The sequence below is a fragment of the Massilibacteroides sp. genome (assembly GCF_028705895.1).
Taxonomy (GTDB): Bacteria; Bacteroidota; Bacteroidia; order Bacteroidales; family Tannerellaceae; genus Massilibacteroides.
Genome location: NZ_JAQWCQ010000035.1, coordinates 23,889 through 38,648 on the forward strand (window position 1 = coordinate 23,889; position 14,760 = coordinate 38,648).

Here is a 14,760-nt window from a genome sequence, read left to right on the forward strand (position 1 = left end):
TCTAAATTTGTTATCGAAGTCCAAAATTACAGAAACACCTCTTTAAAGCAAAGAAGAATTACTACTTTTGTGCGTTAAACGAGACGAATATGGTATTGAACTACATCTGGATTGCTTTTTTTCTTATTGCCTTTGTAGTTGCATTGGGGAAGTTATTGATTGCTGGTGATACGGCTGTTTTTACGGACATTATTAATGCGACATTTGATTCCGCTAAAACAGGTTTTGAAATTTCTATCGGACTCACAGGCGTCTTGACACTTTGGCTCGGTATTATGAAAATAGGTGAGAAAGGTGGTCTCATACAGACTTTTGCCCGCGCAGCATCTCCGGTTTTCAGCAAATTATTTCCAGATCTCCCTAAAAATCATCCGGTTACGGGTTCTATCTTTATGAATTTTTCGGCTAATTTATTGGGATTGGATAATGCGGCAACTCCAATGGGACTAAAAGCAATGCAGCAATTACAGGATTTGAATTCGGAAAAGGAAAAAGCGAGTAATGCTATGATTATGTTTCTGTGTATCAACGCATCAGGATTAACCATTATTCCGATTACAGTCATGATGTATCGTGCGCAGATGGGAGCTGCGAATCCTTCGGACGTATTTCTACCTATTCTTCTGGCAACACTTAGCTCTACTTTAGTTGCTGTACTGACTGTCTGTATAAGGCAAAAGATCAATGTTTTTCAAAAGAGTTTGATGTTTTTATTTGGGGGAATTATTCTCTTTGTCGGAGGGTTAGGCTTACTTTTCAACACATTGGAAGAAGAACAAGTTTCTCTATATTCGACACTTTTTGCGAATGCTCTATTATTCACGATAATATGCATATTCTTAATCAGTGGAATAAGAAAAAAGCTGAATGTCTATGAAGCGTTTATTGAAGGCGCTAAAGAAGGTTTTCAGACAGCGATAACCATCATTCCTTATCTCGTTGCAATATTAGTGGGAATCGGCGTATTCCGCGCTTCGGGAGCCATGGATTTCATTGTTGATGGTGTAGGTGCCAGTATCGCTGCATTAGGTATAGATACTCAGTTTGTCGGTGGACTACCAACCATTTTAATGAAACCGCTCAGCGGAGGAGGGGCACGCGGCATGATGATTGATGCAATGCAGACTTACGGCGCAGACTCCTTTGTAGGTCGTTTGTCCTCCATCGTTCAGGGAACAACAGATACGACTTTTTACGTAGTAGCCCTATATTACGGAAGTGTTAATATAAGGAATACGAGATATACCGTGCAAGCATCTTTATTGGCGGATCTGGCCGGAGCAATCGCGGCAATCGCCGTTACATATATATTCTTTTAATTACAAAAAACAGAATGGCAATTTCATATTTTGCGGAAGAAGTAAAAATCCCCGACATCAAGAAAAGAACAGTTAGTACATGGATCAAATCCGTAGCCGAAACGTATGGTAAACGAGTCGGAGAGATCAGCTATATTTTTTGTTCTGATGAAAAGATCTTAGAAGTAAACCGTCAGTATTTACAGCACGATTATTATACGGACATCATCACGTTTGACTATACTGTCGGGAACGTTATTTCAGGAGATTTATTTATTAGTTTGGATACTGTGCGCACCAATGCAGAAAAGTTTAAAACGCAATACCTTGAAGAATTACACCGCACCATTATTCATGGTATTCTTCATTTATGCGGTATAAATGATAAGGGACCGGGCGAACGGGAAATAATGGAAGCAAACGAAAACAAGGCACTTGAAATGCTTCCTCCTGACTTTTTCTCATCCAAATAAGCATATAATTTGTTATATAAAGATAGTCCGGAGTTACCGGGCAGTTTAGGACTTAGTAGAATAAAGGGAACATGGATTTTAAATACGATGTAATAGTAGTTGGTGCAGGTCATGCCGGTTGTGAAGCCGCTGCTGCTGCTGCCAATATGGGATCAAAAACATTACTTATCACGATGGATATGGGTAAGATTGCCCAGATGAGCTGTAATCCGGCCGTAGGGGGGATTGCCAAAGGACAGATTGTTCGTGAAATCGATGCTTTAGGAGGACAGATGGGAATTGTAACAGACAAAACGTCTATTCAATTTCGTATATTAAACAGAAGCAAGGGGCCGGCCATGTGGAGCCCACGTGCGCAAAGCGATCGGAATCGTTTCAGCGAATATTGGAGAGGTACTCTTGAGAATATGCCGAATCTTTATATCTGGCAGGATATGGTGCGCGAATTAATCGTGAAGGACAGGGAAGTTTGTGGCGTTAAAACGTCTTTAGATGTAGAATTCTCTGCCAAATCGGTGGTTCTGACTAATGGTACATTCCTGAATGGGCTGCTTCATATCGGTAAAACTCAACTGCGGGGCGGACGTATTTCGGAACCTACAGCAACCGGACTGACCGAACAATTAATTAATTTCGGTTTTAAATCCGACAGAATGAAAACAGGTACTCCTGTTCGTATCGATGGCCGTTCGGTTCATTTCGAAGAGATGGGCGAACAACCCGGAGAACACGATTTCCACAAGTTTTCTTATTTGGATTTTGCTCCGCGAAGTTTAAAACAATTAAGCTGTTGGACGACTTATACGAATGAGGCTTGCCACGAAGTATTGCGTGAAGGCCTTCCTTTTTCTCCGCTTTACAACGGACAGATAGAGAGTATCGGTCCTCGCTACTGCCCAAGTATAGAAACCAAAATCGTCACCTTTGCGGATAAGACATCGCACCAGCTTTTCTTAGAGCCGGAAGGAGAGACAACACAGGAATATTACCTAAATGGATTTTCATCCTCTCTCCCACTCGATGTTCAGATTCGTGCATTAAAGCAGATTCCGGCATTTCGCGATGTACATATTTATCGTCCGGGTTACGCAATTGAGTATGACTTTTTCGATCCTACGCAACTGCATCATTCTTTGGAAACAAAACTTATTAAGAATTTATTTTTCGCAGGACAAATAAACGGGACTACAGGTTACGAAGAAGCCGGTGGCCAGGGATTAGTTGCCGGAATAAATGCCCACATAAATTGTCAGGGAGGTTCTCCTTTTATTTTAGGAAGAGACGAAGCATATATCGGGGTTTTGATTGACGACTTAGTAACAAAGGGTGTAGATGAACCCTATCGCATGTTTACCTCGCGAGCGGAATATCGTATCTTGCTCAGACAAGACGATGCGGATATGAGACTAACTGAAAAAGGATATGAGATTGGTTTAGCAAAACAAGACCGTTTTGATCTTTTAAAAGAGAAGAAAGCTTATCGCGATTCGATCATTACTTTTGCGGAGAATTACTCGATCAAGGCACAATACATAAACGAAGGTTTAGAACGAATAGGGACAACCCCTCTTTCTCACGGATGCAAACTCAAAGATTTGGTTTTACGCCCTCAGATTACTTTGCAAAATCTCTCGGAACTTGTTCCTGCTTTAAAAACGGAACTCGACAAAATTCCGGTATCAAGAAAAGAAGAAATAATAGAAGCGGCAGAAATCTTAATTAAATATAGCGGTTATATCAAACGCGAACAAATCATCGCAGACAAAATAAACCGCTTAGAGAACATCCGCATAAAAGGAAAATTTGACTACAACAGCATTCAATCTTTATCTACCGAAGCACGACAGAAGCTGACCAAAATTGATCCGGAGACAATAGCGCAGGCAAGTAGAATACCGGGAATCTCTCCAAGCGATATAAATATTTTATTGGTTCTTCTGGGGAGATAGTTTAAATGTTCCACGTGAAACATGTTCCACAAAAGAAGCACATCATGAATGAGTTAGAGAAAAATACTGAAATAAAACTGAACAATCTTTCAACAAAGGAAAGGATCAACACAATCCTTTCTGTGTTGCCGGATAGTCCGGGTTGTTATCAGTATTTCGACGAGAAAGGAACTATTATTTACGTTGGCAAGGCAAAGAACTTAAAGAAACGGGTAAGTTCTTATTTTCACAAAGAACACGACAACAATAAAACAAGAGTCTTGGTAAAACAGATTCGCGACATTAAATACATAGTCGTGGATCGGGAAGAGGATGCACTTCTTTTAGAGAATAATCTAATCAAGCAATACCGTCCGCGATACAATGTTTTACTAAAGGACGACAAAACTTATCCGTCCATTGTCGTGAAAAACGAATATTTTCCACGTGTGTTTCAAACGCGCAATATTGTCAAAGATGGCTCACAATATTATGGCCCCTACCCTTCTCTATATACTGCAAAGGTCATGCTTCAGATGATCAAAGAACTGTATCCTATCCGAACCTGCAAACTGCCTCTTACTCCTGAAACGATAGCGAAAGGCAAGTATAAACTTTGTCTGGAGTATCATATTAAACGATGTAAGGCCCCGTGCGAAGGAATGCAGGAACACGCAGAATACATGAAGAATGTTGGAGAAATTAAGGAAATACTTAAAGGTAATATCTCTACCGTCAGTAAAATTCTTTATGACGAAATGCAGTCTTTAGCCGAACAACTAAGGTTTGAAGAGGCTCAAAAGATTAAGGAAAAGTATGAAGTAATAGAAAACTACAGGTCTAAATCGACCGTCGTTACGCCCATGCTCACGAATATAGATGTGTTTTCTTTTGCAGAAAACGAGAAATCGGCTTTCATTAATTATATGCATATCGGTAGTGGGGCGATTGTACAGGCTTATACTTTTGAGTATAAAAAGAAATTAGATGAAGCCAAAGAAGAACTTCTTGCAATGGGTATCATTGAAATGCGCAATCGCTTTAAAAGTACCGCGCGAGAAATAATCGTTCCTTTTGAGCCGGATATGAATCTGGAGGGCATTTCTATACTAATCCCCCAACGCGGAGACAAGAAAAAGCTACTTGATTTATCTATTATGAACGTTAAACAGTACAAAGTAGATAAACTCAAACAGGCTGAGAAACTCAATCCGGAACAAAGAAATACGCGTTTGCTTAAAGAAATACAGACTCAGCTTCATTTAGAGAAACTACCTGCTCATATCGAATGTTTCGATAATTCAAACATACAGGGAAGTGATCCCGTTGCGGCTTGTGTTGTCTTTAAAATGGGGAAACCGTCAAAGAATGATTATCGCAAGTACAATATTAAAACGGTAATAGGGCCGGACGATTATGCGTCTATGCGCGAGGTTATTTACCGGAGATATAAACGCTTGTTGGACGAAGGCGCTCCTCTACCCGATCTGATTATTACAGACGGAGGAAAAGGGCAAATGGAGGTTGTCAGGCAAGTTATTGAGGAGGTTTTACATATGGATATCCCTATTGCCGGGCTTGCCAAAGACAAAAAACACCGTACTTCTGAATTTTTATTCGGATTTCCACCGGAACCTATAGGTTTAGTTCAGCAAAGTCCTTTGTTTCACCTATTAGAACAAATGCAAAATGAAGTACACCGCTTCGCTATCTCTTTCCATAAGGACAAAAGAAGCAAACGACAAACAGCATCGGAACTGGATACAATAAAAGGCATCGGGGATAAAACAAAAACACTACTTTTACGGGAGTTCAAAAGCGTAAAACGAATACGCGAAGCAACTGTAGAAGAGCTAACCAAAGTTATAGGCGAGGCAAAAGCTCGCTTAGTGAAAGAGAATATAAAGTAATGTAGGATGAGAACAGTAATTCAACGAGTACAGCATTGTTCGGTAACAATTGACGGAGTAAAGAAATCAACTATTAATCAGGGCTTGCTTATCTTGCTTGGCATTGAGGATCGCGATTCACAAGAGGATATAGATTGGCTGACTAGAAAGATAGCTGCTCTTAGAATCTTTGATGATGAAAACGGAGTAATGAATCTCTCCGTGAAAGATTGTAACGGCGATATTATGGTAGTCAGTCAGTTTACACTGCATGCCTCAACTAAAAAAGGAAACAGACCGTCTTATATTCATGCTTCAAAACCGGATACAGCCATCCCCATGTATGAGTCTTTTTGTGCTGAAATGGGAATTCAGTTAGGAAAAGAAGTGAAGACCGGAGTTTTCGGAGCAGACATGAAGGTGGAACTATTAAATGACGGTCCGGTTACGATTCTAATAGACTCTCAAAACAAAGAATAAAATGGATCAATTAACAATAAAAGAAGCGCAAAAAAGAGTGGACGTTTGGATTAAAACCTATGGCGTTCGCTATTTTAATGAGTTGACTAATATGGCCATCCTGACTGAAGAAGTCGGCGAACTGGCACGTATCATCGCTCGTACATATGGTGACCAGTCGTTCAAGGAAAGTGACAAGAAATACAATATGGCCGATGAAATGGCTGATGTCTTGTGGGTTCTCCTTTGCCTTGCCAATCAGACAGGAGTAGATCTCACCACTGCTTTTGAAAAGAACTTAGAGAAAAAAACATCACGTGATAAGGATAGACATAAAAACAATTCAAAATTAAACGAAAATGGATAAATATCAGGAAGCATTTGCCAAATTCAATACACCGGGATCAGAAGAAGAAATAAGCCATAATGTACAGCTAATTATTGAACAGAATGCAACTAAACACTTCACGGCTAATGTATTAAAGAAGATACATGGCTTTATTGATTTAACTTCGCTAACAAGTTTAGACACAAAAGAAAGTATCTGGAAATTGGTTGAGCGCGTAAATAACTACGAAGGAACTCGCCCTGATGTTCCTAATGTAGCCGCAATTTGTACCTATCCCCTATTCGCTGAAACCGTAAAGCAAGCCCTCACGGCCCAAGATGTTAACATAGCAGTTGTATCAGCAGGTTTTCCTTCTTCACAGACATTTATTGAAGTAAAAATTGCAGAGACGAGTTTGGCAATAATGAATGGTGCAGATGAGATCGATGTTGTTCTTAACTTAGGTTATTTCTTGGAGGAAAATTACGAGGAAATAGCAGAAGAGATAGCAGAAATAAAAGAAGCATGCAGAGACGCAAAACTGAAAGTCATTTTAGAAACGGGAGCATTAGTAAAAGCTGATTTCATACAAAAAGCGGCCATATTAGCAATCTATTCCGGTGCTGACTTCGTTAAAACGTCCACAGGGAAAGGATTCCCCGGCGCCACACCTGAGGCCGTTTACACTCTTTGTAAGGTTATAAAAACCTATAACGAACTAACCGGACGCAAAATAGGGATAAAAGTCTCCGGAGGTGTTAAAACGGCCGAAGATGCTGTAACTTATTACTGCATTGTAAAAGAAATCCTTGGTGACGAATGGCTAACCAAAGATTTATTCAGAATCGGAGCATCAAGCCTCCTTGATGAAATAGAACGTAGATTGGGAGAATAAATAATGATTCTCAGGCATAGAAATAGCTTTTGGCTTATTATTTAGCTAAAAGCTATTTTGTTTTTGCAATCAATTAGTTACATTTGTCTCACAAATATAAATATGGAAAACGACCAAAACCAAGGCTTAATACGAGAAGTCTTTTATACTGAAGAATTCTTTATATTTTACAAGGAACTTAACGTAAAAGTTCAAACTAAAATAGACTATGTAATTACTCTTATAAAAGATATTCAACTGATTCATACAGGTTTTGTAAAGAAGCTTGTAGATACGGAATTATATGAAATGCGGGTAAGCATAAGTTCTAATGAATACAGAACGATTCTATTCGCAGTTGATCATAAAAATATTATCGAAGCAACTAAGGTTGTTATACTGAATGGATTTCTAAAGAAATCAACAAAAGACTATCTTGAACAGATAAATAAAGCAAAGAAAATTTTAAACGAGTTGGAATAATGAGAGAAATTAAGACTTCAAAACTACGTAAAGCTTCGGATTTACTTGGTAATAAATATGGAAAAGAAGGTTCAGCTTCTCGTGAAGAATTTAAGAAAGAAGCTATTGCCTACTATTATGGCGAAATACTAAAGGAAAAACGTAAAGAATTAAATTTAACGCAAGAGGAATTAAGTAAACGAGTTGGACTTAAAAGAAGCTATATTTCCAAGATAGAAAAGGGAGAGACCGATATGCAAATATCAAGTTTCATTCGCATAGCAGAAGCATTAGGGCTTAAATTCTCCTTAATCTAACTATTTACTTCTCTTGATGATATAATCAGCAAGCATTTCAAGAGCATCTTTTGCTTCTGACGGGGGAAGTTGATTTAATAATGTCTTGGCTTGTTGGTGATAGAATTCCATTCGGGATTCTGCGTATTCAATGCCTCCGTTTTCTTTGGCAAAAGAAATTAGTTTCCCGATATTTTCTTCGGTGAAATCTTTCTCTTTGATGATTTTCGTCATGCTTTCTGCAAACTCTTTTTGGGCGGTTCTGAGTGCATAAAGAAGAGGAAGCGTGATTTTACCTTCGCGGATGTCATTACCTGTCGGTTTGCCGATATTCGCGTTTTTATCGTAGTCAAAGATATCATCCCGGATTTGAAAACTATATCCCAGAAGGCGACCGAATTCTTTACATATACGAATTGTTTCGGGATCTGTATCAGAAGTAATGGCACCAATCTGCGTACAGGCAGACAATAAGGTGGCTGTTTTCTTTTCTATTACCCGCAGATAACTTGCCTCATCAATAATAATCTCATCGGCTACTTCCAATTGCCATATTTCTCCTTCAGACAGGTCTTTTCCTAATTTTGAAACGATACTAATCACCTCAATATTGCCCGTAAAAGTAGATCGTATCAGTGAAGAGGCCAATAAATAATCTCCAACCAATACCGCGATACGATTGTCAAAGATAGCATTCAGAGCAGGTACTCCTCTTCTTTCTTTGGTTTCATCAATCACATCATCATGAACAAGGGTTGCCGTATGGAGTAATTCGAGAAAAACAGCCGCATTAATCGTATGATCGGATATTCTACCACATGCTTTTGCAGTAAGCAACACAAGTAAAGGACGAACATGTTTGCCTGTTGATTCGAGGATTTGTTCAATAGCAGCCTGCAGGGTAGGAGTTGCACTTTCTAAAGAATTTCTGAATTCTTCTTTAAAGCGTTCAAATTCGATGGCAACCGGTTGCTCTATTTTCTTTCTTTCCTCCATTAAATAATTTACAAAGATTCGCAAAATTAGCAAAAACAATCGACTACGCGAGTTTTTTAGTACTTTTACCCGATAATGTCATACTAAAACGTGTTAAAATAATGAAGCTATTCCTTATCGACGCCTATGCGCTCATATATAGATCCTATTATGCATTTATTAAAAATCCAAGAGTAAACTCAAAAGGATTCAACACCTCTGCTATTTTTGGCTTTGTAAATAGCTTGGAGGATGTTATTAAAAGGGAGAATCCTACACATATAGCTGTAGGTTTCGATCCTTCGGGACCGACCTTCCGTCATGAGGCATATGAGCAATACAAGGCGCAACGGGAAGAAACGCCCGAAGATATACGTCTGTCGGTACCTTATATAAAGGATATTATCAGAGCATACAATATTCCTATTCTGGAAATACCGGGATTTGAAGCTGACGATGTGATCGGAACAGTGGCTAATTTGGCTGAAAAAGAAGGTTTTGACGTTTATATGATGACACCCGATAAGGATTATGGTCAATTGGTAACGGAACATATATTTATGTATCGCCCCAAATTTGGCGGTGATTACGAGATTTTAGGTGTAAAGGAAGTACTCGAAAAATATGGATTGAAATCAACCGAACAGGTGATCGACCTATTAGGACTAATGGGGGATAGTTCAGATAATATTCCGGGATGCCCGGGCGTAGGAGAAAAAACGGCTCAAAAATTATTGGATGAATTTGGCAGTATAGAAAATTTGCTTGCCAATACAGACCAGCTTAAAGGTGCACTAAAAAAGAAGGTGGAAGAAAATGCGGAACAGATTCGTTTTTCAAAATTCTTGGCAACTATAAAAACAGATGTACCTGTCAATTTCGATGCAAAAGAATGCATCAGGGAAAAACCGGATGAAGATCGTTTAATCGAAATTTACACCGAGTTAGAATTCAGAACATTTATTAACAAAATGAAAGGAGAGGTCAAAAAGCCTGCTGAAACGGGGCCAATTCAGGGTTCGCTCTTTGACGTATTTCCGAGCAATGACACAGATGTTTCAGAATATTCAACTCTCGCGGACTTAAAAAGCACTCCTCACAATTATAAAGTGGTTGATTGTGAGGATAGTTATCTTGAGTTAGGGGCTTATTTATTGAGTCAGGATTTTTTTGCATTTGACACGGAAACTGACGGGATCGACCCGTTAACAGCAGGATTAGTCGGTATCTCGTTTTCAATACAGGAAAATAAAGCCTGGTATGTTCCGATTCCTTCCGATAAGGAAGAAGCAACAAAAATAATTTCTTACTTCTCCCCTGCCCTGCAAAATTCGGATTCTATTAAAATCGGACAAAACATAAAATTCGATATTCTTGCTCTACGAAAATATGGTGTGCGTGTTCGCGGTAGATTATTCGATACAATGATCGCTCATTATTTGCTCAACCCCGAACTTCGTCATGGTATGGACTATTTAGCGGAGACTTATTTAAAATATAAAACCGTCCCTATTGAAGAGCTGATCGGTCCTAAAGGAAAAGGACAAAAAACGATGCGGGATGTGCCCTTAGAACAAATAGCTGAGTATGCCGCAGAAGATGCCGACATAACTTTTAAATTGTACAATAAGTTTGCACCTGAAATAGAACAAGCCGGACTGCAATCGCTTTTCGAAGATATAGAGATGCCCCTTGTTTATGTTCTTGCCGAAATGGAATATACGGGAGTGAAATTAGATACCGCCGCATTAAAGCAATCTTCAGAAGAACTAACGGGTGAACTGATTAGATTAGAGAAAGAGATTCATGTAATGGCGGGAATGGAGTTTAATATAAATTCGACTAAACAAGTAGGTGAAGTATTATTTGATCATCTGAAGATTGAAGAGAAGGTAAAGAAAACGAAGACGGGTAATTACAGTACAAACGAAGAAACACTCGAAAAACTTCGATCTAAACATCCCATCATAGGCAAACTTTTAGAGTATAGGGGGTTAAAGAAGTTGCTTAGCACCTATATTGATGCTTTGCCTGAACTAATCAATCCGGCAACGGGAAAGATACATACTTCTTTTAATCAGACGGTAACAGCGACCGGCCGACTCAGTTCTACGAATCCGAATTTGCAAAACATTCCGATACGGGACGCGTTGGGACGTGAGATCAGGAAAGCCTTTATTCCGGAAAACGAAGATTGTTTGTTCTTCTCTGCCGACTATTCTCAAATTGAGTTACGAATCATGGCGCATCTAAGTAAAGACAAACATATGATCGAAGCTTTTCGGAGTGGTGAGGATATTCATGCCGCTACGGCTGCCAAGATATACGGCATACCCGTCTCCGAAGTAAACAGTGATATGCGCCGCAAGGCAAAAACAGCCAATTTCGGAATCATTTACGGCATATCGGTATTCGGTCTTGCCGAGCGTCTTACGATACCGCGTTCGGAGTCTAAAGAGCTCATAGACGGCTATTTCAGGACATATCCTCAGGTACGTGAATACATGGATGAAAGTATTCGTATTGCTAAAGAAAAAGGCTATGTGGAAACGCTTTTCAAACGTAAACGTTACCTACCGGATATCAATTCGAACAACGCCATTGTAAGAGGGTACGCAGAACGAAATGCAATTAATGCTCCAATTCAGGGAAGTGCCGCTGATATCATCAAATTAGCGATGGTACGTATTCATAAACGCATACAAACCAAAAACCTGAAAAGCCGCATGATTCTTCAGGTACACGACGAACTAAATTTCAACGTCTATAAAGATGAATTCGATTTAATAAAACAAATCGTCCTCGAAGAAATGGAAAACGTCATCCAATTAGAAGTACCTCTGATAGCCGACTGCGGATCAGGCGCAAATTGGTTAGAAGCACACTAAAAATTATCATTTACCAGTAATAATCTTGCGAATCTCGCTGAGCTTATTAAGCGCTTCAAGGGGCGTAAGATTATTCACATCCATATTCTTGATCTCATCGCGAACTGCACTAAGCACAGGGTCGTCCAACTGAAAGAAATTCAATTGATATCCTTCTGCACCGGATGCAATTTGCTTAACAGGCTTACTCTTAATTCCGTTTTTACTTTTAATTCCTTCCTGACGGTTATCCGTCTCCAACTGTTTAAGAATTTCGTTAGACCGCTTCACAATGCTCTTCGGCATTCCCGCCATCTTAGCCACATGAATACCAAAGCTATGCTCACTTCCACCGGGCACCAACTTACGCAGGAAGATTACCTTATTATTCACCTCCTTCACGGATACATTATAGTTCTTTATCCGTTTGAATGAACGCTCCATTTCATTCAGCTCATGATAGTGTGTTGCAAAAAGCGTTTTTGCTTTCATTCCGGGATGTTCGTGGATATATTCTACAATAGCCCAGGCAATCGAGATACCATCATACGTACTTGTTCCCCGCCCCAGCTCATCAAACAAAACCAAACTTCGTGAAGATAAATTATTCAGAATATCGGAAGCCTCACTCATCTCGACCATAAACGTGGACTCACCCACAGAAATATTGTCCGAAGCCCCTACCCTTGTAAAAATCTTATCTACCAAACCTATTCGGCAACTCTCCGCCGGCACAAAACTACCAATCTGAGCAAGCAACGTAATCAATGCCGTCTGCCGTAGTAAAGCCGACTTACCCGCCATATTCGGTCCGGTAATAATAATGATTTGTTGCTTTTCACTATCTAAATAAACATCATTATCAATATAAGGCTCATCCAATGGCAACTGCTTTTCAATTACGGGATGGCGACCGGCTTTGATGTCGATCACATCCGAATCATCTACAATCGGACGGATGTATTTATTTTGTTGTGCCACTTTGGCAAACGAAAGCAAACAGTCTAACCGGGCAATCAGATTGGCATTCGTCTGAATCGGAGAAATATACTCCATAAGGCAAAGCACCAACTCATTAAAGAGGCGTGCTTCAAGAGACAGGATCTTTTCTTCTGCCCCTAAAATCTTCTCTTCGTATTCCTTTAATTCTTCCGTAATATAGCGTTCGGCATTTACCAGAGTTTGTTTACGTATCCACTCAGTCGGTACCTTATCCTTATGCGTATTTCGAACTTCTATATAATAACCAAATACATTATTAAATGCTATTTTCAAACTCGGAATCCCCGTACGTTCACTCTCGCGTTGCTGCACCTGCAGTAGATAATCTTTCCCTGAGTAAGCAATCTTGCGTAATTGATCCAATTCCTCGCTCACTCCCTTAGCGATGACACCGCCTTTATTTAATAATGCGGGAGGATCAGGGTTAATCTCTTTCTCAATTCTATCACGTATAAGTGCACAAATATTCAACTGTTCCCCGATTCGTTGCAGGCTGGGATCATCACTCTCTTCGCAAACTCTTTTTACCGGTTCTATAGCCTTTAAAGCAACCTTTAGTTGCACTACCTCGCGCGGAGAAACACGGCCGACCGCTACTTTCGATATAATACGTTCCAGATCGCCGATCTGTCCCAACTGTGTATCCAACAATTCTTTTATCTCCGGGTGACGGAAGAAATACTCCACTACATCCTGCCGGTCGTGAATCGGTTTTACATCTTTCAACGGAAAAAGCATCCAGCGCCGCAACATACGCGAACCCATCGGTGAAACCGTACGGTCGATAATGTTCAGCAAACTCTTTCCGTCCTCATTCATCGTGTCCACAATCTCCAGACTGCGAACCGTAAACTTATCCAAGCGCACATAGCGATCTTCTTCAATACGGGAAAGTGCCGTAATATGCGCAATATGGGTATGTTGAGTTACATCAAGATAGTGCAGGATTGCCCCAGAAGCTACGATTCCTAATTTCAGATGACTTACCCCGAAACCTTTCAGGTTCTTCGTCTCAAAATGTTTCAACAGACGCTCTTCAGCCGTTTCAAAGGTAAACACCCAATCTTCCAGTTCGAAGGTAAAAAAACGGGAACCGAAACATTCTTCAAAATGCTTCCTGTTTTTTCGTTCCACTAATACTTCCTTAGGAGAGAAATTATTCAATAGTTTATCCACATAATCCGTCGTCCCCTCAGCCGTCAGGAATTCCCCCGTCGATATATCCAAAAAAGCAATACCACAGGTATTTTTACCAAAATGAATAGAAGCAAGAAAGTTATTTTCTTTATGATTCAGAATATTATCGTTGATCGAAACTCCCGGAGTAACCAATTCCGTCACGCCTCGTTTCACCAACTTCTTGGTCATCTTCGGATCTTCCAACTGATCACAGATAGCCACACGTTTACCCGCGCGCACTAATTTAGGAAGGTAAGTATCCAATGCATGATGCGGAAAGCCTGCCATCTCCACATATTGCGCCTGCCCATTCGCCCGCTTCGTCTGCGTAATACCTAATATTTCAGCACCGATAACAGCATCATCACCATACATTTCATAGAAATCCCCCACCCGAAACAGCAAAATAGCATCCGGATGTTTGGCTTTTATCTCAAAGAATTGCTTCATCAAAGGGGTTTCAACAATCTTTCCCACGTTCTCTTTCGTTTAGTTTTTTGTCATACAAACTTAGCGAAATTTCACGACTTGAAACGATGTTTCACCCTAATCTATACGATTTTCCTATGCATTATACAAGTAATCTTAATAACTTTAGGCTGTATAATAGTTCCTATGTTTGAAAAAGGAGATTCCAGTTAGATAGGCAAGAAATAAGCTATATCATTTTAGTTAACTTTGTATTTACAAGAATAACAGAGTGTTAACTTCAACAATATAGCTTATGAGA

12 protein-coding genes are annotated in these 14,760 nt (G+C 39.8%); 10 read left to right on the forward strand and 2 right to left on the reverse strand.

Going from position 1 to position 14,760, the window contains the following annotated elements; genetic code table 11:
* Window positions 1–89 precede the first annotated feature (89 nt).
* The 9 genes from PHT93_RS09895 (at window position 90) to PHT93_RS09935 (ending at window position 8,028) form a co-directional block, all read left to right on the forward strand.
* Window positions 90–1,319, forward strand: a complete 1,230-nt coding sequence (locus tag PHT93_RS09895) for a spore maturation protein (protein WP_300242338.1) — start codon at window positions 90–92, stop codon at window positions 1,317–1,319.
* A 14-nt stretch (window positions 1,320–1,333) separates the two neighbouring features.
* Window positions 1,334–1,771, forward strand: a complete 438-nt coding sequence (ybeY, locus tag PHT93_RS09900) for an rRNA maturation RNase YbeY (protein WP_300242341.1) — start codon at window positions 1,334–1,336, stop codon at window positions 1,769–1,771.
* Between the two features lie 71 nt (window positions 1,772–1,842).
* Window positions 1,843–3,720, forward strand: coding sequence for a tRNA uridine-5-carboxymethylaminomethyl(34) synthesis enzyme MnmG (mnmG, locus tag PHT93_RS09905; RefSeq protein ID WP_300242343.1), 1,878 nt, complete (start codon window positions 1,843–1,845; stop codon window positions 3,718–3,720).
* A 44-nt stretch (window positions 3,721–3,764) separates the two neighbouring features.
* The gene (gene uvrC, locus PHT93_RS09910) at window positions 3,765–5,609 is read left to right on the forward strand and encodes an excinuclease ABC subunit UvrC (protein WP_300242345.1); all 1,845 of its coding nucleotides are present in this window, start codon (window positions 3,765–3,767) and stop codon (window positions 5,607–5,609) included.
* Between the two features lie 6 nt (window positions 5,610–5,615).
* The gene (gene dtd / locus PHT93_RS09915; protein ID WP_300242347.1) at window positions 5,616–6,068 is read left to right on the forward strand and encodes a D-aminoacyl-tRNA deacylase; all 453 of its coding nucleotides are present in this window, start codon (window positions 5,616–5,618) and stop codon (window positions 6,066–6,068) included.
* Between the two features lies 1 nt (window position 6,069).
* Window positions 6,070–6,414 carry a nucleotide pyrophosphohydrolase gene (locus tag PHT93_RS09920; RefSeq protein ID WP_300242349.1) on the forward strand — a complete coding sequence of 115 codons (345 nt, stop codon included), beginning with the start codon at window positions 6,070–6,072 and terminating at the stop codon, window positions 6,412–6,414.
* Window positions 6,407–7,270, forward strand: coding sequence for a deoxyribose-phosphate aldolase (gene deoC / locus PHT93_RS09925; RefSeq protein ID WP_300242352.1), 864 nt, complete (start codon window positions 6,407–6,409; stop codon window positions 7,268–7,270). Before PHT93_RS09920 ends, deoC begins: the two co-directional genes overlap by 8 nt.
* Before the next feature lie 102 nt (window positions 7,271–7,372).
* Complete coding sequence (locus tag PHT93_RS09930) at window positions 7,373–7,732, forward strand: type II toxin-antitoxin system RelE/ParE family toxin (RefSeq protein WP_300242354.1); 360 nt, start codon at window positions 7,373–7,375, stop codon at window positions 7,730–7,732.
* Window positions 7,732–8,028, forward strand: coding sequence for a helix-turn-helix transcriptional regulator (locus PHT93_RS09935; protein ID WP_300242356.1), 297 nt, complete (start codon window positions 7,732–7,734; stop codon window positions 8,026–8,028). The genes PHT93_RS09930 and PHT93_RS09935 overlap by 1 nt, the downstream gene beginning before the upstream one ends.
* Here the strand turns inward: PHT93_RS09935 and PHT93_RS09940 are convergent, their stop codons facing one another.
* Window positions 8,029–9,003 (reverse strand): polyprenyl synthetase family protein, encoded by a 975-nt coding sequence (locus tag PHT93_RS09940; RefSeq protein WP_300242357.1) that lies wholly within the window; start codon window positions 9,001–9,003, stop codon window positions 8,029–8,031.
* A gap of 101 nt (window positions 9,004–9,104) precedes the next feature.
* Here PHT93_RS09940 and polA point away from each other — a divergent pair, with 101 nt between their 5' ends.
* Complete coding sequence (gene polA / locus PHT93_RS09945; protein ID WP_300242359.1) at window positions 9,105–11,870, forward strand: DNA polymerase I; 2,766 nt, start codon at window positions 9,105–9,107, stop codon at window positions 11,868–11,870.
* 6 nt (window positions 11,871–11,876) lie between these two features.
* Here the strand turns inward: polA and mutS are convergent, their stop codons facing one another.
* On the reverse strand, window positions 11,877–14,507 hold the full coding sequence (mutS, locus tag PHT93_RS09950; protein WP_300242361.1) for a DNA mismatch repair protein MutS: 2,631 nt from the start codon (window positions 14,505–14,507) through the stop codon (window positions 11,877–11,879).
* Window positions 14,508–14,760 lie beyond the last annotated feature (253 nt).